Here is an 18,792-nt window from a genome sequence, read left to right on the forward strand (position 1 = left end):
CCGCCCGGGACCAGACAACCACCCCAAACTTCTCTGTCTGACGTGCAAAGGAGCACCCAAGATGTCTTCCCACACTGTCCAGGACCACCAGCATTCCCCACACCCGCCCAAACAGTCGTCCCGGTTCGGGCGTCTGATCCGTGAACTCTGGTTCCAGGTACTCCTCGGAGGAGTCCTCGGCATCCTCGTAGGCATGTTCATCCCGCAGGTCGGCTCGCAGCTGACCCCGCTCAGCGACTGGTTCATCGCCCTGGTCAAGATGATCATCATCCCGGTCGTCTTCTGCGTCGTCACCCTCGGCGTTGCGTCCATGGACAGCCTCCGCAAAGCAGGACGAATCGGCATCAAGGCCCTCGGTTACTTCATCGTCCTCTCCCTCATCTCGATGCTCATCGGCCTGCTCGTCGCCAACATCTTCCACCCCGGCGACGGCATGAACATCGACGTGTCCAAGCTGAACGCCGACAAAATCCCCGGCGCCGGCAAGAGCTTTGACGGCATCGAGTTCGTCACCAGCCTGATCCCCACGTCATTCTTCGGCGCCCTCACCAGCAGCGCCATCCCGGCCGCCCTCCTGGTCTCCATCGTCTTCGGCGCAGCACTGAACCTCTCGGGCGAATCCGGTGTCCTGCTCACCGGCGGCATCCGCGCCCTATCCACCGTTATTTTCCGGATCGTTGGCTGGCTCATGCGCCTGGCACCCATCGGCACCTTCGGCGCCCTCGCCGCTACCGTGGCCAAGTACGGGGCCACCAGCCTTCAGCAGCTCGGCTTCCTCATCCTGCTCTTCACCGCCACCTGCATCGTTTACGTCCTCGTCGTCCTCGGCATCATCGCCCGGACCTGCGGCCTGAACATCTTCACCGTCATGCGCTACTTCAAAGACGAGCTCCTGATCGCCCTGGCAACATGCTCCAGCGAGGCCGTCCTCCCGCAGGTCATGAAGAAGCTCGAAAACATGGGCGTCGGCAAGCCGACCGTCGGCATCGTCATCCCATCCGCGTTCTCCTTCAACCTCGACGGATCCGCGATCTACCTGACCATGGCATCCGTCTTCCTGGCCCAGGCCGTCGGGATCCACCTCTCCTGGGAACAGCAGCTGGCCATGGTCGGCATCATGATGATTTCCAGCAAGGGAACAGCCGGCGTCGCCGGCGGAGCCTTCATCGTGCTCGCCGGCTCCCTGGGAGCCGTCAGCGCGATCCCCACCGCGGCCCTCGCCCTCATCGTCGGCGTTGACCGCCTCCTGAACGAAGGCCGCGTCTTCATCAACGTCATCGGCAACGTGCTGGCAACAGTCGTCGTCGGCAAATGGGAGAAAGACTTCGACCTGGCACAGGCCCGCGACGTGATACACGCATCGGGTCGAAAGAAAAACGAACTCCCGGCAAGGACGGCCGACCACGTCGAGACCGAGACGGTCGACGCCCACTAAACCCTGTCAGGGCCGCCTCTCTCCCCGGGGGGCGGCCCTGCCCGGTGCGTACTTCACCCAGCACCAGCCCACCGCTATACCGACGAGGAACACCACACCATGGCCCGGCGCATACTCATCACTACCGACTACCTGCACGCCGGAGATGCCGTCTACGACCTCCTCCGCGACCATGGCCTGGAACCCGTCTACGCACCGTCCAGAGGCTCACGGACACTGGAGGAACGCCGCTCGTTGTTCGACGGCATCTCCGGAGCCATCCTCGCCAGCGAACCGGTCACCGCCGACATGCTCTCCGCCGCCGCATCCCTGAAAGTCATCGCCCGCAGCGGCGTGGGATACGACTCCATCGACGTCGAGGCCGCGGCCGCACAAGGAATCAAGGTCTGCAACGCCCCGGGCACCAACCACCACTCCGTCGCCGAACTGGCCATCGGACTGATCATCATGTCCGCACGCCGCCTACTGGAGGTCACCACCGCCGTCCGCCACGGCCGCTGGCCCCGGGAAGCCGGCCACGAACTGCGCGGATCCACTCTCGGCATCATCGGCTACGGTCCCAGCGGACGCGCCACCGCGAACCTGGGCGCAGCGCTCGGCATGAACGTGCTGGTCAGCACCGCCCACCCGGACCCAGCAAACACCACATTCCAGTACACGGATCTCGACACCGTCATCGCCAGCGCCGACTACCTCTCCCTGCATACCCGCGGAGGCCAAAGCCCCCGCAAACTCATCGACGCGCCCCGGCTGCAAACAATGAAACCCACCGCGGTCCTCATCAACACCGCACGCGGCTCCCTCGTGGACGAACAAGCCTTGGCCAAAGCACTCTCCGACGGAACCATCGCCGGCGCCGCGCTGGACGTACTCGAGAGCGAACCCCTACCCGACGACAGCCCTCTACGCGGCCTGGACAACCTGGTCATCACCTCCCACCTCGCCGGACAAACGATCGAGGCACGGGCACGGGCCGGCCTGGCAGCCGCACACGCCGTCATCGACGTCCTCGAAAACCGCGAACCGGCCCACCCGGTCGATCGCTAACCCCAAACACCCGACAACGACGAAGAAGGTTCCCTGATGTCGAAACCCCACCGCATCGCAGTCATTCCCGGCGACGGAATCGGCACCGAAGTCGTACCCGAAGGACTGCGCGTCCTGGACGCCGCAGCCTCAGCCTTCGACCTCAACCTCAAATACGAGCACTTCGATTACGCCTCGGCTGACTACTACACCCGGCACGGCAAAATGCTGCCCGACGGGTGGTTCGAGGAACTAAACCAGTTCGACTCCATCTTCTTCGGCGCCGTCGGCTGGCCCGACGTCGTCCCTGACCACGTATCGCTGTGGGGAAGCCTGCTGCAGTTCCGCCGGCATTTCGACCAGTACGTCAGCCTGCGCCCGGTCAAGCTCCTTCCCGGGGTGCCCAGCCCCCTGACCGGCCGCGTCCCGGGCGACGTGGACTTCTACGTCGTGCGCGAAAACACCGAAGGCGAATACTCCAGCATCGGTGGGAAAATCTTCGAAGGCACCGACCGCGAAACCGTGGTCCAGGAAACCGTCATGACCCGCACCGGCGTGGACCGGATCCTCAAGTACGCCTTCGACCTCGCCCAAAGCCGGCCCAAGAAGCACCTGACCTCCGCCACGAAGAGCAACGGCATCTCCATCACCATGCCCTACTGGGACGAACGCGTGGAAGCCATGGCGAAGGGTTTCAAGGACCTGAAGGTCGACAAATACCACATCGACATCCTGGCCGCGAACTTCGTCATGCACCCGGACTGGTTCGACGTCGTCGTCGCCAGCAACCTCTTCGGCGACATCCTTTCTGACCTGGGCCCGGCCTGCACCGGGACTATCGGCATCGCCCCGAGCGGCAACATCAACCCCGAACGCCGGTTCCCCAGCCTCTTCGAGCCCGTCCACGGCTCCGCGCCGGACATTGCCGGCAAGGGCATCGCCAACCCCATCGGCCAGATCTGGTGCGCCGCAATGATGCTGGACCACCTGGGGGAACCCGAGGCCGCAACCGCCATCACCACCGCCATGGAAACCGTGCTCGCCGATGGACATCAGGCACTCACACCGGACATGGGCGGCAATGCCACCACAAAGGAACTGGGCAAAGCCGTGGCATCGTCCCTGACTGCATCATGGCCCCCTCGACCGGCCCCAGCAACGGGCGCACACCCGCCGTCGGAGAGCGGATCATGCTCCGCCAGCACCTCCACTGGCGACGGCTCATAGGATCGACCGTTCAGATCCGCCAGCACGGCCAACTCATCCGCACTGGAACCGTGGATGACGCCATGGCAGACTCCACAGCTCTCTGGATCGCAGGCGACGCCACCCAACCACGCACCATGTACGAAGCCGCGCCCCGGATCGAGGTGTGGGCGCACCCGGAAGAAGCCGAAGACTGATCTGCTACCGCACGACCTCGACAGCACCATCGCATGACTGAACTAGCACGGAGACCCATGACGCAGCCCACCTACATGCCCCAAAGCACCGAAGACACCTCCTACACCTCCCCGGTGCTAAGCAATGTGCTCCCGGGCTTCGTCCCTGAACGCAATATCTCCGCAGAGATCGCCCGCTCCTGGCTGTTGGTCAATGCCATGAAGCCGGAGCTCTTCGCACAGTCGGCCGTCTCCCGTGCCGACTCGATCATCCTGGATATTGAAGATGCGGTGGACCCGTCCCAGAAGGACCAGGCCCGCGGCAACGTGATTGACTGGCTGACCGCCGGCGGCAAGGCCTGGGTCCGGATCAATGACGCCACCAGCCCGTTCTGGGCCGATGACCTCGCCGGGCTGCGCGGCACGCCGGGCCTGCTGGGCGTCATGCTCGCCAAGACCGAATCCGCGGACCAGGTCACCGAGAGCTTCCACCGCATGGACGGCAAGACCCCCGTGATCCCCCTGGTGGAATCCGCCCTCGGCATCGAGGAAGCCAACCACATCGCCAAGGCCCAGGGCGCGTTCCGCCTGGCCTTCGGTTCCGGCGACTTCCGCCGCGACACGGGCATGGCCGCCACCCCGGAAGCCATGGCCTACCCGCGCGCCAAGCTCGTGGTCGCCAGCCGCGTGGGCAACCTGCCCGGCCCCATCGACGGCCCCACCGTCGGCACCAACCACCCCATCCTGCGCGAGCAGACCGGCATCACCGTAATGATGGGCATGACCGGCAAGCTCTGCCTGGCCATCGACCAGACCCCGGTCATCAACGAGGTCATCAGCCCCACGCCGTCCGACGTCACCTGGGCCACCGACTTCATGAACGACTTCGAAGCCAACGGCCGCGTCATCCGCGACGGCTCCGAGCTGCCCCGCCTGGGCCGCGCCGAGAAGATCATGAAACTCGCCGTCGCCTTTGGCGTGGACCCGGCACACTAACGCCCGCTCCCGACTCGGACGCCTGCATGAGGCGGCCAAGGCGAACAACCAGGCCCTTCGCACGTCCGACCCGAGCAGCCTCATCAGCAAACACAACCATGAAGAGAGAACGAATGGCTTACGCAAACTACCGGTATAAGGGTCACAACTACCTCGGCGAAGTTCACGGCGATTACCTCATCCCGTTAGCCGGGCTCACCGACATCGGACCGGAAACCTCCGCCGATCTCCTTGCCAGTGCCGCCCGTCTGACCGAATCCCGGGTTCCCCTATCCGAAGTCACCCTGCGCGCGGCGTCACCGAGGGCTGGCAAGATCCTCTGCGTGGGCCTGAACTACAAAGACCATGCCGATGACCCCAGCACGGCCACCTTTCCCGTCCTTTTCCCCAAGTACACATCCACCCTCATAGGACCGGCCGACGACATCATCCTTCCCCCGGAATCCACCCAGGTCGACTTCGAGGGCGAACTCGCCGTCATCATCGGCAAGACAGGCCGCCGCATCGCCGAACACAACGCCATGGAGCACATCCTTGGCTACTGCGTCTCCAACGACGTAACCATGCGCGACTTCCAGAACAAGTCCCACCAATGGCTGCAGGGCAAGATCTGGGACAACACCACCCCGCTCGGCCCGCACATCGTCACGCCGGCAGACACCGACATCAGCAAAGCTGGCATCAGCACCACCCTGAACGGGGAAGTGGTACAGAAATCCGACCTCTCCCACCTGATCTTCAGCATCCCCACACTCATCGCCACCATCTCCGAATTCACCACCCTGGAACCAGGGGACGTCATCCTCACCGGTACACCAGCCGGAGTCGGTTACCGCCGGGACCCCCAACTATTCCTCAAGGACGGCGACGCCATCACCGTGGCCGTCGAAGGAGTCGGCAGCATCACCAACACCGTTAGGGCAGAAGCCAGCTGACGAGAACCGGTATCAAGAAACCAACGCACTTCTGTCTCAGAAAACAAAAGCTTTTCGAGACACGCGTCCGCTTCCGCGCCCGCGCCGTCTTCTACACTCCTGAAGTACTCTGCCGTCCCAAAGAACTCATGGCAGAAATCCATCGCTCACAAGTCCGGATCGCCTCCTGTATCGATGGCCACCTCCACCGAGACGACACAACAACCCCCCGCATCATGAACGGCATCACCAAACTGGTCGAACTGCTGATCATCGACGAAGCCGAACGCCTCACCCCCACTGCACTGGAACTTCTCCGCGACAATCACGACCGCACCCACCTCGGGATCATCCTCATCGGCATGCCCGGCATCGACCAACGCTTCCGCCACTACCCCCAGCTATACAGCCGCCTCGGCTTCTCCCACCGCTACCGCCCGCTCGGCCGGGACGAACTCTTATTCGTCCTCGACCGGCACTGGAAAAGACTCGGCAGGACCTCGATCCGGACGACTTCACCGACACTCAAGCAATCGCCGCAATCGAACGCATCACCCGCGGCAACTTCCGGCTCCTCGAACGACTCTTCCCCCAGATCACCCGCGTACTGACCGATCAACCAACTCGAAACCATCACCGACGACGTCATCGAAGCAGCCGCCAGCACCCTCGTTATAGGTAACTAACGACAAAGAGCGCCACCAGAACACCGCCAAAAAGCTCAGGCCACAAGCGCCGTCGACCAAATCTCGTCCCTGAAGGCTCCGTGTCGCAACTGCACGACAATGGCGCCTAATCCCCAGCGTGGTCCTCTGTACGCGCCTTCGGTGGGAGACAGCTCCTTTGCCGGGTATATGCGATGAGCCGAGGGGAGCCTTCTGATTTTTAGGAGACAAAGAAGTTTTCCGAAATTTCACACCTTGAAGTACTTCGCCTCCGGGTGGTGGAACACGAACGCGTCGGTGGACTGCTCGGGGTGCAGCATGAGCTCATCGCTGAGGACCACGCCCATGCGCTCCGGCTTCAGCAGCTCCGTCACCTTGCGCCGGTCCTCCATGTCAGGGCAGGCGGGGTAGCCGAGCGAGAACCGCGCACCGCGGTAGTCGAGCTTGAAATACCCTGCCGTGTCCTTGGGCTCCTCGGCCACAAAACCGAGCTCCTTGCGGATCCGCGCGTGCCAGAACTCCGCCAGCGCCTCGGTGAGCTGCATGACCAGGCCATTGAGCTCGTAGTAGTCGCGGTACTGGTTGGCCGCGAACATCTTGGAGGTGAACTCCTCGATCTTGGAACCGGCGGTAACCAACTGCACCGGCAGCACGTCGATCTGCCCGGACTCGCGGGACTTCACGAAGTCAGCCAGGCACAGGTGCCGGTCGCGCCGCTGGCGCGGGAAATCGAACCGCAGGCGGTCGGTGCCGATCGGGCCGCCTGAACCACCGTCGGGGGCGAGCAGGCCTGCCTGGCCCAGGACGCCGTCGTGATCCTCGCCGTGGTGCAGCACCACCACCTGTTCACCCTCGGAGACCACGGGGAAGTAGCCGTAGGCGACGGAGGCGTCCAGCATGCCCTCGCCCAGGACGCGGTCCAGCCAGTAGCGCAGGCGCGGCCGGCCTTCGCGTTCCACCAGTTCCTCGTAGGAGGCGCCGTCCTCGCCCCGGCCGGGCTTGAGGCCCCACTGCCCCATGAACGTGGCGCGCTCGTCAAGGAAGGCGGCGTAGTCGTGGAGCGAGACGCCGCGGACAATGCGCGTGCCCCAGAACGGCGGCACGGGGACCGGGTTGTCGGAGGTGACGTCGGACCGGCCGGGCATGGCTTCGGGCTCGGTCACCGTGAACTTCGCGCCGCCCTTGTGGATGCGCTTCTTCAGCGGCGGCAGGCCGACGTCCTCCGGTGATTCGCCGCGGGCCACGCGGACCAAGGGCTCCATGAGGGACAGGCCCTCGAACGCGTCCTTGGCGTAGCGGACCACGCCGTCGAACTGCTCGGCGAGGTCCTGCTCCACGTAGGCGCGGGTGAGGGCCGCGCCGCCCAGGATGACCGGCCACTTCTTGGCGAGCCCGCGGGACTGCAGCTCCGCAAGGTTTTCCTTCATCACCACGGTGGACTTCACCAGCAACCCGGACATGCCGATCACGTCGGCGTTGTGCTCCTCGGCGGCGGCCATGATCTCGGCGATGCCCTGCTTGATGCCGATGTTGACTACCTTGTAGCCGTTGTTGGTGAGGATGATGTCCACCAGGTTCTTGCCGATGTCGTGCACGTCGCCGCGGACGGTGGCGATGACCATGGTGCCCTTCCCAGAGGAGTCCGACTTCTCCATGTGCGGCTCCAGCAGGGCCACGGCGTTCTTCATGACCTCGGCGGACTGGAGGACGAAGGGCAGCTGCATTTCACCGGCACCGAAGCGTTCGCCCACCACCTTCATGCCCTCGAGCAGGTGGTCGTTGATGATGCCCAGCGGGGTCATGCCCTCACTGCGGGCCAGGTCCAGGTCTGCCTCGAGGCCCTTGCCTTCGCCGTCGATGATGCGCCGTTCCAGGCGCGCGCCCGTGGGCAGCGCGGCGAGTTCGGCGGCGCGCTGGTCCTTGAGCGCTGCGGTGTCGACGCCGGCGAACATGTCGAGCATGATGGCGAGCGGATCGTAGGTAGTGTTGCCGTCGGCGTCGTATTCGCGGCGGTCCCAGACCAGGTCCAGGGCCACCTTGCGCTGGTCTTCCGGGATCGAGGCGAGCGGGACGATCTTGGCGGCGTCGATGATGCCGCTGGTCAGGCCGGCCTGAACGGCTTCATGCAGGAACACGGAGTTCAGCACGATGCGCGCAGCGGGGTTCAGACCGAAGGAGACGTTGGACACGCCGAGGGTGGTGTTGATGCCCGGGTACTTCGTGGTGATCTGGCGGATGGCCTCGATAGTTTCGATGCCGTCGCGGCGGGTTTCCTCCTGGCCGGTGGCGACGGGGAAGGTGAGGCAGTCGACGATGATGTCTTCGACGCGCATGCCCCACTCGCCCACCAGGGCGTCGACGAGGCGGGAGGCGATGGCCACCTTGCCGTCCGTGGTGCGGGCCTGGCCCTGTTCGTCGATGGTCAGGGCGATGACGGCGGTGCCGTGTTCCTTCACCAACGGCATGATCCGGGCGAAGCGGCTGTTCGGACCGTCGCCGTCCTCGTAGTTGACCGAGTTGACCACCGGGCGGCCGCCAATGAGTTCCAGGCCGGCCTGCAGGACGGGCGGTTCGGTGGAGTCGATGACCAGCGGGAGGGTGGAGGCGGAGGCGAAGCGGCTCACCACCTCCTTGATGTCCGCGACGCCGTCGCGGCCCACGTAGTCGATGCAGACGTCCAGCAGGTGCGCGCCGACGCGGATCTGCTCGCGGGCGATGTCCACGCAGTCGTCCCAGCGCTCTTCGAGCATGGCCTGGCGGAAGGCCTTGGAGCCGTTGGCGTTGGTGCGCTCACCAATGGCCAGGTAGGCAGACTCCTGGTCGAAGTTCACATGCTGGTAGAGGGAGGCGACGCCGGCTTCGCGTTCTTCCGGGATTCTTGCCTGCTTTCCGCTGTTAGTGACCACGGCTTTGGCGCGGAAGGGCGCAAGACGTTCGACGACGGCGGCCATGTGCTCTGGCGTCGTACCGCAGCAGCCGCCCACCAGGCCCAGGCCGAATTCGCGCACGAACTGCTCGTGCGCGGTGGCGAGTTCGGCGGGCGAGAGCGGGTAGTGCGCGCCGTTGGCGCCAAGGACGGGCAGCCCGGCGTTGGGCATGCAGGCGATGGCGACGGAGGACTGCTTCGAGAGGTGGCGGAGGTGCTCGCTCATCTCGTCCGGACCGGTGGCGCAGTTCAGGCCGATGGCGTCGACGCCGAGCGGCTCGAGCGCGGTGAGCGCGGCGCCGATTTCGGAGCCCATCAGCATGGTGCCTGTGGTCTCGACCGTCACCTCGACGAAGATCGGGAGGCGAACTCCCTTGGAGACGATGGCCTGCTTGCAGCCGTTGACCGCGGCTTTGGTCTGCAGGAGGTCCTGGCTGGTTTCAATGAGGAACGCGTCCGCGCCGCCGTCGATGAGGCCCTCGGCCTGGAGGGCGAAGGTCTGCTTAAGGTAGTCGTAGCTGGTGTGGCCCAGGCTGGGGAGCTTGGTGCCGGGGCCCATGGAGCCGAGGACCCAGCGCATGCGGCCGTCCGTTTCCTCGGCCGCTTCGGCGCGTTCGCGGGCGATTTTGGCGCCTTTTTGTGCGAGCTCCTCGATCCGGTCGTCAATGCCGTAGTCGGAGAGGTTGGACCAGTTGGCGCCGAAGGTGTTGGTTTCCACGGCGTCGATGCCGGTGGCGAAGTAGGCGTCGTGGATGTCAGCGATGACGTCCGGACGGGTGTCGTTGAGGATCTCGTTGCAGCCCTCCAGGTTCTGGAAGTCCGTGTCGAGCTGCAGGTCCCGGCCCTGGAGCATGGTGCCCATGGCTCCGTCTGCAATGACCACGCGGTGGTTCACGGCGTCCAGGAGTTCCTGGGAACGGGCGGGGCGGGGGACGGACTCGATGTCCAGTGCGAAACGAGGCATTTAAACAGGTTACGGGCGGGGGCGCCTGCGTTGCGCTGTGTGTCTGTGTACTACGACGGGGGTTGGTGTGCTTGCTGGGTGAGGCGAGGGATAAGCCTCGGCCTGTGAATAGCAATGACACTGAAGCCTTTTGATAGACCGGCAATAAGCCGGTGGCGGGTGTGGATTGCCCACCGATGCCAGCACTGATAGAGCCGGCTCTGGAACCGTGAGTTTCGAAGCAGGTGAGTCCGAGGCGGTCCCACCGACAGCCCCGTCCTGGCGAGCGCGTTCCTAGGTCTTCACAAAAGGATTTACTTGAAGAGCTGCCCTGTAGCTGATCGTTTTCGCAGGTGAGCCGGACAGTATGATCGTAAATGAACCTAAGCGGGGAACGACTTATCACTTTCCGGACTTCAGCCCGGCACAAAGGGGAGCACTTTTGTACATTCAGAGAGTCCAGGTTGAGACGGAGGGGTTCCTATCTGGATTAGATGTTGAATTTTCGCCTGGCTTAAACGTCATAATCGGCGCGCGAGGGACCGGCAAGACCTCCTTAATAGAGCTCATTCGCTACTGCCTTGGAGCTGGAGCGTTTACTGAAGATGCTGCAAATCGAGGACGTCAGCAGGCCGTGGCGATCCTAGAAGGGGGAGCTGTCACCGTCACTATGCGGGATGGTGACTCTTCATTTCTTGTGACGCGATCAGCTTCAGGTCATGTGACCACCACAGGGACAAGGCAACCTACGTGCACCGTTCTCGCCCAAAATGAAGTGGAGGCAGTGGGCGCCCAAGCGGCGGGCAGACTTCACCTCATTGACCGATTCAGGGCCAATCGAGATGAGACAGCAAAGATGATGAGCAATCTGCTGGCTCATGTCCGGAGCTTAACGACCGAGATACTGGCCATCCTCAATGACGGCGGCCGATTGTCGGAACAGATAGCCTCGATGTCCGCTGTCACGGCAGATCTTGATGAGGCAAGGAAGCACCAGCAGCAGCTACTGGATAACGCCCGGGCTACAGAGGATCAGCAGCTCCGGTTGCTGTCGCTCCAACAAGACAGCCAACGTCTCGCTCTGCGTGAGTCCGTGGTGGACCAAAGCGAATCAAGTGTTGAATCCTTGGCTGGCGCACTGACTCGTTTAGCTTCCGATGCCTCGTCCGTCCTGCAGACGTGGCCGGCCGACGACCAAGATGATCCACTGACAGGTGCGCGTTTCCTCCTAGCAGACGTAGAGCGCCTGCTCAACACCTCGTTGACACGGTTGGCAGAGGTAAGAAACAGCCTGCAGGCTGCACGAAACGAAACGGCGCAGCGCCAAGTCCAGGTAGACGAGGCCAGTCGTCAACTTCGGCAAAGTCTTGAAGAGCTTCAGGCAGGAATAGGTCTTACCACTCGGCGTGTGGTCGAGCTCGAGGAATATCAAGGTCAGCTTTTCGCACTTCAGAACCGGCTATCTGAACGGACGGACAGACTGCGGAGCGTCTCAGCACAACGCGATAGCGTCCAGCTCAAGGCAGAGGAACTCCGTGACCAGGTGTATTCAGATCGCCTTGCAATCGTGCGTGAACTGAACCGAACTCTAGCTCCCGCTATCCGCATCAGGCTAGCGAAATCGGAAAATTTGGAGGCATATCGCTCTACCATCGTCGCAGCTCTGAGAGGTAGCGGCCTGCATTACAACTCGCTTGCGCCGATGCTCGCCCAAGCAGCAGCTCCTCACGAAGTCGTTAGTTGGGTTGAGCAAAACAACGCGACTGAACTTGGCGGCGCCATCGGTATTTCACCTGACAGAGCCTCCTCCATTATCGCCGCCCTCAGAGCGGGAGGCACCCCTGACATCATCGCCAGCACTGTTGAGGACGGAGTTACGCTTGAACTCCTTGACGGGCAAGAGTTCAAGGCGAGCGACCGCCTCTCTATTGGGCAAAGATGTACAACAGTTCTACCCATACTTCTTGGTCATCATGGCGACCCCCTCATTGTTGACCAACCCGAAGACCATCTAGACAATGCCTTCATCGCTTCTACATTAGTCTCAGCCCTGCAAAGCCGCCAGCCTAGCGACCAGTTTATTTTTTCTTCCCACAATGCCAATATCCCTGTGCTCGGAGGAGCAAATCGCGTACTTGTGATGAACTCCGATGGAGACCGCGGTTATCTCACCCATGCGGGTGACTTGGACGCGCCAGAAATTATTGCGGCCGTCACTGACATCATGGAGGGAGGCGAACGAGCGTTTGCAACTCGTGCCGCTTTCTATCGCAATGAAACGGTGAGCCGTCGTTGAGCATAGATGAAGGATTTGCGTTGCTAGCGTCCCCCCGCTCGAGCGACCGCCTAAAAGGCGCCCGTCTTCTTGCAAAGTCAAAAGATTTTTCAAAGCTTCCCGAACTTCGCCAATATGAACGCCAAGAAGCCGACTCGTGGGTGCGGCATACCTTGGCGCGCGTCATCGGCAAATGGCAAGCTAGTACAGCCATACCGGATTCAGATGAAAGTTGGATATCCCCCAAGGCGGAGTCCGAGTTAGAGGATATCCGGTCCCAAGCAATACAGAATGTAACTCAAACGCTACTCCACGAGATGCACCCTCTCTTGGCAGACATCTCTGCAGCAGTAGCCGCCGAGATCTCCCTCCCCTTCGCCGGCAGCCGATCTGCTGCGGCTTTGGCTAGAACCACTGAGTTTCTTCAAGTTATTCATCGACTTTACGAGGCATCTGCGTCGGCCAACAATGAAGAGTTTGACCTGTCAAGCCTAATCTTAGAAGTCATTCACTACTGCGGATACACCGAGGAGCAAGTACTGGCGACAAGACTCGATCCGGTAATCACCGTCGGCGATCCCGGCCTACTGCGAATCGCGTTACAGAATGTGATTAAAAATGCCGTGGAGGCAAGTGAAAAAACTGAAGTGAAAGTTCTCGTTAATTGTGCGGTTACGGACAGTTATTCTTGGGTTGTAGTCCTCGACGAAGGAGTTGGATTCCCAGAAGGTCATGAACGCGCTTGGGAACCGGGTATCACAAGCAAGTCGAAAGAGACTCACTTTGGATGGGGGCTTCCCATAACGAAACGCGCCGTCGCCTCACTCGGTGGGACTATCAAACTGGTACCTCGAGAACATAGGGGAATATCGTGTGAGATCCGCTGGCCCTTAGTGGAGATCGTCGGAAAGGAAACTACGTGAAGGTTCTGCTTATTGAAGATGAGGACCGAAGCATTCGACTTACGTCAGATGCACTTGCGAGAGTTACAACCGTAACTCCTACCATTGCCCGCTACAGAGATGCCGCCTTATCAGCCATCCGTTTCGACGAGTTTGATCTGATTCTTTGTGACTTGCGTATTCCCCCAACCGCAAATAGCTTAGATATCTCCGAAGAACATGGGCTCGCGGTTCACTCTGAGGCTAGGACTGTCTGCCCTGGCACTCCCATCATTTTCCTAACAGGATTCGCCACACCTAGCAACATCACGGATCAACTGTCGTCGGGAGGAGTCGCGGATATTTACGGATTGAATTCCGTGCCAATGGTGCAGTTGTGCCTGAAGAGTGACTTGGCTCGACTGGACACACTTCTAAGAGGATTCGCTAAAGCACTGTCCGACCTTGACGACTGGTGCAAGGTGGAATCAACTCTCACAATCTCTCCCATGATGGCGAGGGCGGTGCGCTGTTACGCGAAATCCATCGGTAGTAGATCAGCTGCGGTAACACCACTACAGGGATTATCGGGGGCCGAAGTAGCCACAGCTCGATTTACCGACACACATGGCGGAATCGCTTCCGTATTTGTAAAAGTATTGGATTTCGAATCAGCTCGTGATGAGCTCAATCGCTACCACCAATTTGCCGGCAATCGACTGGAGCCTGGCTTCTTCGCCCCAGCCCTCACTGCTACCTTTAGCGGCTTACGCAAAGAGGCGGCCCTATTTTCCACCCTCGCAGGCAATAGCTACCGCTCCATCTTCCAGGTCCTCAGGGAAAGCCCGGAAGCTGGGGCCGAGATAGTCCGACGACTGCAAGTGGGAATGGAGGCCTGGCACAGTCCGACCGTTCCCCATTCCTTTTCCCTTGCCGATCTTCGACGGGCCCGCATTCCTGACGAAAAGCTTCCCGACGGCATTGCTGCACTGCCTGAGCTTCTCGCGCTAGAAGAAATCTCAGTTGAAGTCAGGACGGGCGTTATTCATGGAGACCTTCATGGCGAGAACGTCCTAGTGAATGCAAACGGTGGTCCCATGCTGATTGACTTCGGTGATTTGGGCGTCGGGACCTCTGCCTCAGATCCGATCACACTAGAATTGAGCGTTCTCTTCCACTTGCAGGGACCAGCCCGAGGGTCAGGATGGCCCCAACCCAGAAACCTTGAATCGTGGTGGGATATAGACCGCTTTGCCGAGGGAGCTCCCCATGAGGAGTTTCTTAGGGCTTGCCGATCGTGGGCTTCAAGTATTGATACTGAAGCCGCGATCTGCGCGATCGCTTATTCGCATGCGCTACGGCAACTGAAGTATGACGATGTAGATCCAGATATAGCGGTAGCGATAGCAGCTTCAGCTGCTTCGTTTCTTACTCGATAACGTCGCGCTACCGCACCCCTGATTCTATGGAACGCCTTAGCTCTTCGCTCCAGTTTTCACTTGTGAGTGAAGTAGTTTAGTGAATCAGCGCAAAACTGTGCACTGCCAACTGAGAGCGCCTAAGACTCCGCCGCAGGCGCCGCGAACTGGGCCTCGTACAGCCGCGCGTAAGCCCCGCCAGCGGCCAACAGCGATGCGTGCGTGCCCTGCTCCACGATCTGCCCGGCTTCCATCACCAGGATGAGGTCGGCGTCGCGGATTGTGGAGAGGCGGTGCGCGATGACAATGGACGGACGTCCGGTCGGACCGCAGCGCGCTCATCGCCTTCTGAACCAGCACCTCGGTCCGCGTATCCACCGATGACGTCGCCTCATCCAGGATCAGCACCTAAGGCCGGGCCAGGAAAGCCCGCGCAATCGTCAGCAGCTGCTTCTCCCCCGCCGACGCGTTCGCGCCCTCGTCATCCAGCACGGTGTCGTACCCGTCCGGCAGCGACCGGACGAACCGGTCCACGTACATCGCCCGCGCAGCCTCAAGGATCTCGTCCTCGGTGGCAGCGGGCTGGCCGTACGCGACGTCGTCCCGAACAGCCACTTATCCTGCCGCCCCATCCCACACGCGAGCGGAGCTCACGCGGCGGCGCCGGTGACGTCCACGCTATCGAGCGTTATCCGTCCGGCGTCCAGCTCGTAAACCGCATCATCAGATTCACCAACGTGGTCTTGCCCGCCCCGGTGGGTCCCACGATCGCCTCCGTCTGCCCTTGGTCGGCCACGAGGGAAAGCCCGGAGATCAGCGGGTTATCAGCCGAACACGAGAACGACACATCCGCAAACACCAGCCGCCCGCGCCCAAAAACCGGCGAAGCAGACGCGGCAGGCTCCGCAGACTCCCCGTCCTCATCCAGCAGGTCAAACCACCTGCTCGGCAGAAGCCACCCCGGACTACAGCACGTTGGCCATGGACCCAGGCTGCGCCAGAGGCATGGTGAACTGCCGCGAGTACTGGATGAATGCCTGCACATCGCCCAGCTGCCTGGCCCCAGACGCCACCTGCGGCCCGCCGACCATGGCGATCCCCATGTACACCAGGTTCCCCAAGGAACGTCATCCTTCAGTTTGGATAAGTGGCGGAAGTGTTACTTGCTGTCTCCGGGAACCCATCCCAAAGCCGGCCCCAGCTTCCCCGCCATGTCCGTCAGGATCTGGACGTAGTCCTCGTGGTCGAAGCTAAAGGGCAGCGCGAACGCCACCTCATCGACTTCTTGGAATCCCGCGCGCGCATAGAGCTGCTCGGCGATCTTCTCGCTCGTCCCAATCAGATCAGCTGCGAACAGCATGCCCCGCGGCCCCTGCTGAGAAGCGGTGCGGGGAGTGCGTTCATCCACATACCGCTGGTACTTCTCCCGCTGGGTCGGCGTCGCGGAGTCGGTAGGGATCACCACCAAGCCCTGCGACACCCGGGCCGCAGCATGCCCGGAGGCAGCAGCCGCTTCGCGGAACGCCCGGATCTGCGACTGCTGGACAAGAGCGAAGTCCGGTTCCTGGTCCTTGTCCGGGAAGATCACGCTGCTGGAGAGCAGGTTGAACCCGTTGGCCCCGGCCCATACCGCTGACTTCGTACTGCCGGCCCCGTACCAAAGCCGCTCCCGCAGGCCGGGCGAGTGCGGCTCCACGCCGTTGGAGAACTCCTCCACCACTCCTTGCTTGCCGGAGAATTCACGCACCGGCTCCCCGGCCACCAACCGCGCAAACCGCTCCACCCGGGCGTAGCTGAAGTCCTCCACGTCCGCGGTATCCGGGTACAACTCATGCTTCACCGTGTCGTACTGCATCGGCTCACCCACGCTCACTCCGGGATTGATGCGGCCTCCGGCGAGCAAATCCACCGTGGCCAGGTCCTCGGCCAGGCGCAACGGGTTCTCCCAACCCAGCGGAGTCACAGCAGTGCCCAGCTCAATGCGGGAGGTGCGCTGACTCGCGGCAGCCATCACCGCCACAGGGGAAGAGATCCCGAACTGCAGGTGCCGGTGGCGCAGCCAGGCGCTGTCGAACCCCAGCCGCTCCCCCAGTTCAATGATCTGCAGCGTCGACTCATGGCCGGCAGCTGGGTCAAGAGGATCGAACAGCCCAATCGTGAGAAACCCAAGCTTGCGCAAAGGACGGTCGGGCTGCGGCATGGCTTCCTCCAGGAATCAGGGACGTGGCTGATCCTCAGCCTAGGCACCGGGCCACCGCATGAACCAACATTTCCCGCGGCCCAGCGCCGCATGCAAAGACAACCTTGACGGCGCCGTCCACCAAGGCGTTAGGCTCGCCACGAGCCAGCGACGGCGCCGGCACGGGAGGAAACTATGTCACTGCAGGAAATCGAGTTCACGTCCGCCAACGGCCGGGACACCATCCAGGCGTGGGTCTACGAGCCGATCGGCCAGCCCAAGGCAATCGTGCAGCTGATCCACGGGCTCGGCGAGCACTCCCGCCGCTACCTCCACCTCATCTCCACCCTGGTGGACGCGGGATTCATCGTGGTGGCGGGCGACCACTCCGGCCACGGTCGCACGGCGATGCAGCAGGGCACCTGGGGCGACGCCGGAGAGGATGCCGCCGGCGTGGTGGTTGCCGACGAGGTCACCCTCCAGGCCAAGGCCAGGGAGGCGCTCCCCTCGCTTCCCTACGTGGTGTTCGGCCACAGCTGGGGATCGATGATTGCGCGCGGCATGGCCGTGGACCCGCGGACGCAGCTGTCCGGCCTGATCCTCTGCGGAATCGCCGCCCAGATGCGCGGCATCGAGAAAATGGTCGACCGGCCGGAACTGGCGCGGCTTGCCTCCGGCGAGCGCGCTGCGGAGCCCGCACCCCAGGAGCTGGTGGCCCAGTTGTTCGACGGCTTCCTGGGCCGCTTCGGCGAGGGCGCCGGCCCCACCGCCTGGGTGGCGCTGGACGCAGACGTGGTCGCCGACCACGGCAGGGACGCCTTCAACAACTTCGGCGCACCCCTGAGCGCGCGGTTCCTCCAGGGCTTCGTGGACCTCTACGACCAGGTCACCTCCGACGACTGGTACAAACAGCTCCCCGCAGAACTCCCCGTCCTGATCCTCGCCGGCGACCAGGACCCCGTGACCAACTACGGCGAGGGCGCGTATCACGTGGCCAACCGCCTGGCGGATTCGGGCCACGCGGACGTCCGCACCCGCGTCTTCCCCGGCGTCCGGCACGAGGTACACAACGAACCCACCACCCGCGCCGAGACGGAGCGCGAGACGGTCGAGTTCATCCAGCGGGTCGCGCACCAGCGGCAGGACTCCCCCACACCACCAGCCACAGCCTGACGGTCCCGGAGGAAAGCAGCCCAGCGGAAGGGTCGACGACGGCACCGGCCCCGCCGCCGTCGTCGGCCCTTCCTGCGTGGCCGGCCGGCGGCGTCCTCGGCGATGTCCTCCGCCCACAAGTCCGGGTTGTCTTCCTGGAACGCACGCATCATCTCCACGCACCGCGGATCATCCAGGACCACCACCTCAACACCGCGTGAGCGCAACAGGTCGAACTCGCCGTCGAACGTGCGCGCCTCCCCCACCACCACCCGGGGGATCTTGAACTGGATGATGGTTCCCGTGCACATGGCACACGGGGCCAGCGTGGTGTAGAGCGTGGTGTCCCGGTAGCTCTTCTGCCGGCCGGCCGCGCGGAGTGCGGACATTTCCCCGTGCGCTATCGGGTCGCCGTTCTGGACGCGTTCGTTGTGTCCGCTCGCGATGACCACACCGTCACGGGCCAGTGCTGCCCCAATCGGGATGCCACCCTCTGCAAGGCTCTTCTGGGCAGCCTGGTACGCGGCTTCGAAGGCAGGGTCGGAGGCTGCTGGCGTAGCGGCGGACGCTTGGGGTTCGTCAATCATGCGGCCATTCTCG

At 62.6% G+C, this 18,792-nt stretch carries 11 protein-coding genes and 3 pseudogenes; 10 read left to right on the forward strand and 4 right to left on the reverse strand.

The features are described from left to right. Positions 1-61: 61 nt before the first annotated feature. The 6 genes and pseudogenes from FBY36_RS07575 (at position 62) to FBY36_RS07605 (ending at position 6,439) form a co-directional block, all read left to right on the forward strand. Complete coding sequence (locus FBY36_RS07575; RefSeq protein WP_142118257.1) at positions 62-1,435, forward strand: cation:dicarboxylate symporter family transporter; 1,374 nt, start codon at positions 62-64, stop codon at positions 1,433-1,435. Positions 1,436-1,534: 99 nt separating this feature from the next. Beyond that, complete coding sequence (locus tag FBY36_RS07580) at positions 1,535-2,482, forward strand: phosphoglycerate dehydrogenase (RefSeq protein ID WP_142118259.1); 948 nt, start codon at positions 1,535-1,537, stop codon at positions 2,480-2,482. A gap of 36 nt (positions 2,483-2,518) precedes the next feature. Next, the gene (locus FBY36_RS07585; protein ID WP_142118261.1) at positions 2,519-3,688 is read left to right on the forward strand and encodes a tartrate dehydrogenase; all 1,170 of its coding nucleotides are present in this window, start codon (positions 2,519-2,521) and stop codon (positions 3,686-3,688) included. 233 nt (positions 3,689-3,921) lie between these two features. After that, entirely contained in the window at positions 3,922-4,839 is a 918-nt protein-coding gene (locus FBY36_RS07595) for an HpcH/HpaI aldolase/citrate lyase family protein (RefSeq protein WP_235008754.1), read from the forward strand. 113 nt (positions 4,840-4,952) lie between these two features. Beyond that, positions 4,953-5,774 (forward strand): fumarylacetoacetate hydrolase family protein, encoded by an 822-nt coding sequence (locus tag FBY36_RS07600; protein ID WP_142118265.1) that lies wholly within the window; start codon positions 4,953-4,955, stop codon positions 5,772-5,774. A gap of 11 nt (positions 5,775-5,785) precedes the next feature. Further along, positions 5,786-6,439 (forward strand): annotated as a pseudogene (locus FBY36_RS07605) (AAA family ATPase). 227 nt (positions 6,440-6,666) lie between these two features. Here FBY36_RS07605 and metH read toward each other — a convergent pair. After that, complete coding sequence (gene metH / locus FBY36_RS07610; RefSeq protein WP_142118267.1) at positions 6,667-10,308, reverse strand: methionine synthase; 3,642 nt, start codon at positions 10,306-10,308, stop codon at positions 6,667-6,669. A gap of 346 nt (positions 10,309-10,654) precedes the next feature. Here metH and FBY36_RS07615 point away from each other — a divergent pair, with 346 nt between their 5' ends. The 3 genes from FBY36_RS07615 to FBY36_RS07625 are packed head-to-tail and all read left to right on the forward strand — an operon-like array spanning position 10,655 to position 14,882. Then, entirely contained in the window at positions 10,655-12,583 is a 1,929-nt protein-coding gene (locus FBY36_RS07615) for an AAA family ATPase (RefSeq protein ID WP_142118269.1), read from the forward strand. After that, positions 12,580-13,485, forward strand: coding sequence for a sensor histidine kinase (locus FBY36_RS07620; protein ID WP_142118271.1), 906 nt, complete (start codon positions 12,580-12,582; stop codon positions 13,483-13,485). Before FBY36_RS07615 ends, FBY36_RS07620 begins: the two co-directional genes overlap by 4 nt. Beyond that, entirely contained in the window at positions 13,482-14,882 is a 1,401-nt protein-coding gene (locus FBY36_RS07625; protein WP_142118273.1) for a phosphotransferase, read from the forward strand. Before FBY36_RS07620 ends, FBY36_RS07625 begins: the two co-directional genes overlap by 4 nt. Positions 14,883-15,001: 119 nt before the next feature. Here the strand turns inward: FBY36_RS07625 and FBY36_RS07630 are convergent. Both FBY36_RS07630 and FBY36_RS07635 read right to left on the reverse strand, forming a co-directional pair. Then, positions 15,002-15,982, reverse strand: a pseudogene (locus FBY36_RS07630) (ABC transporter ATP-binding protein); the annotation flags it as partial. A gap of 38 nt (positions 15,983-16,020) precedes the next feature. Beyond that, positions 16,021-17,061 (reverse strand): LLM class flavin-dependent oxidoreductase, encoded by a 1,041-nt coding sequence (locus FBY36_RS07635; RefSeq protein WP_142118275.1) that lies wholly within the window; start codon positions 17,059-17,061, stop codon positions 16,021-16,023. 174 nt (positions 17,062-17,235) lie between these two features. On the opposite strand from FBY36_RS07635, the gene FBY36_RS07640 reads away from it, so the two are divergent. Continuing rightward, positions 17,236-18,213, forward strand: coding sequence for an alpha/beta fold hydrolase (locus FBY36_RS07640; protein WP_142118277.1), 978 nt, complete (start codon positions 17,236-17,238; stop codon positions 18,211-18,213). 95 nt (positions 18,214-18,308) lie between these two features. Here the strand turns inward: FBY36_RS07640 and FBY36_RS07645 are convergent. After that, a pseudogene (locus FBY36_RS07645) lies at positions 18,309-18,779 on the reverse strand (nucleoside deaminase); the annotation flags it as partial. Positions 18,780-18,792 lie beyond the last annotated feature (13 nt).

Origin of the sequence: Arthrobacter sp. SLBN-122 (genome assembly GCF_006715165.1) — a bacterium.
In the GTDB taxonomy this organism is placed as follows: domain Bacteria; phylum Actinomycetota; class Actinomycetes; order Actinomycetales; family Micrococcaceae; genus Arthrobacter.

Coding starts and splice junctions, on each gene's coding strand:
- FBY36_RS07635 (WP_142118275.1), bottom strand. CDS start 17,061: ATGCCGCAGCCCGACCGTCCTTTGCGCAAGCTTGGGTTTCTCACGATT.
- FBY36_RS07600 (WP_142118265.1), top strand. CDS start 4,953: ATGGCTTACGCAAACTACCGGTATAAGGGTCACAACTACCTCGGCGAA.
- FBY36_RS07595 (WP_235008754.1), top strand. CDS start 3,922: ATGACGCAGCCCACCTACATGCCCCAAAGCACCGAAGACACCTCCTAC.
- metH (WP_142118267.1), bottom strand. CDS start 10,308: ATGCCTCGTTTCGCACTGGACATCGAGTCCGTCCCCCGCCCCGCCCGT.
- FBY36_RS07585 (WP_142118261.1), top strand. CDS start 2,519: ATGTCGAAACCCCACCGCATCGCAGTCATTCCCGGCGACGGAATCGGC.
- FBY36_RS07640 (WP_142118277.1), top strand. CDS start 17,236: ATGTCACTGCAGGAAATCGAGTTCACGTCCGCCAACGGCCGGGACACC.
- FBY36_RS07615 (WP_142118269.1), top strand. CDS start 10,655: ATGATCGTAAATGAACCTAAGCGGGGAACGACTTATCACTTTCCGGAC.
- FBY36_RS07575 (WP_142118257.1), top strand. CDS start 62: ATGTCTTCCCACACTGTCCAGGACCACCAGCATTCCCCACACCCGCCC.
- FBY36_RS07580 (WP_142118259.1), top strand. CDS start 1,535: ATGGCCCGGCGCATACTCATCACTACCGACTACCTGCACGCCGGAGAT.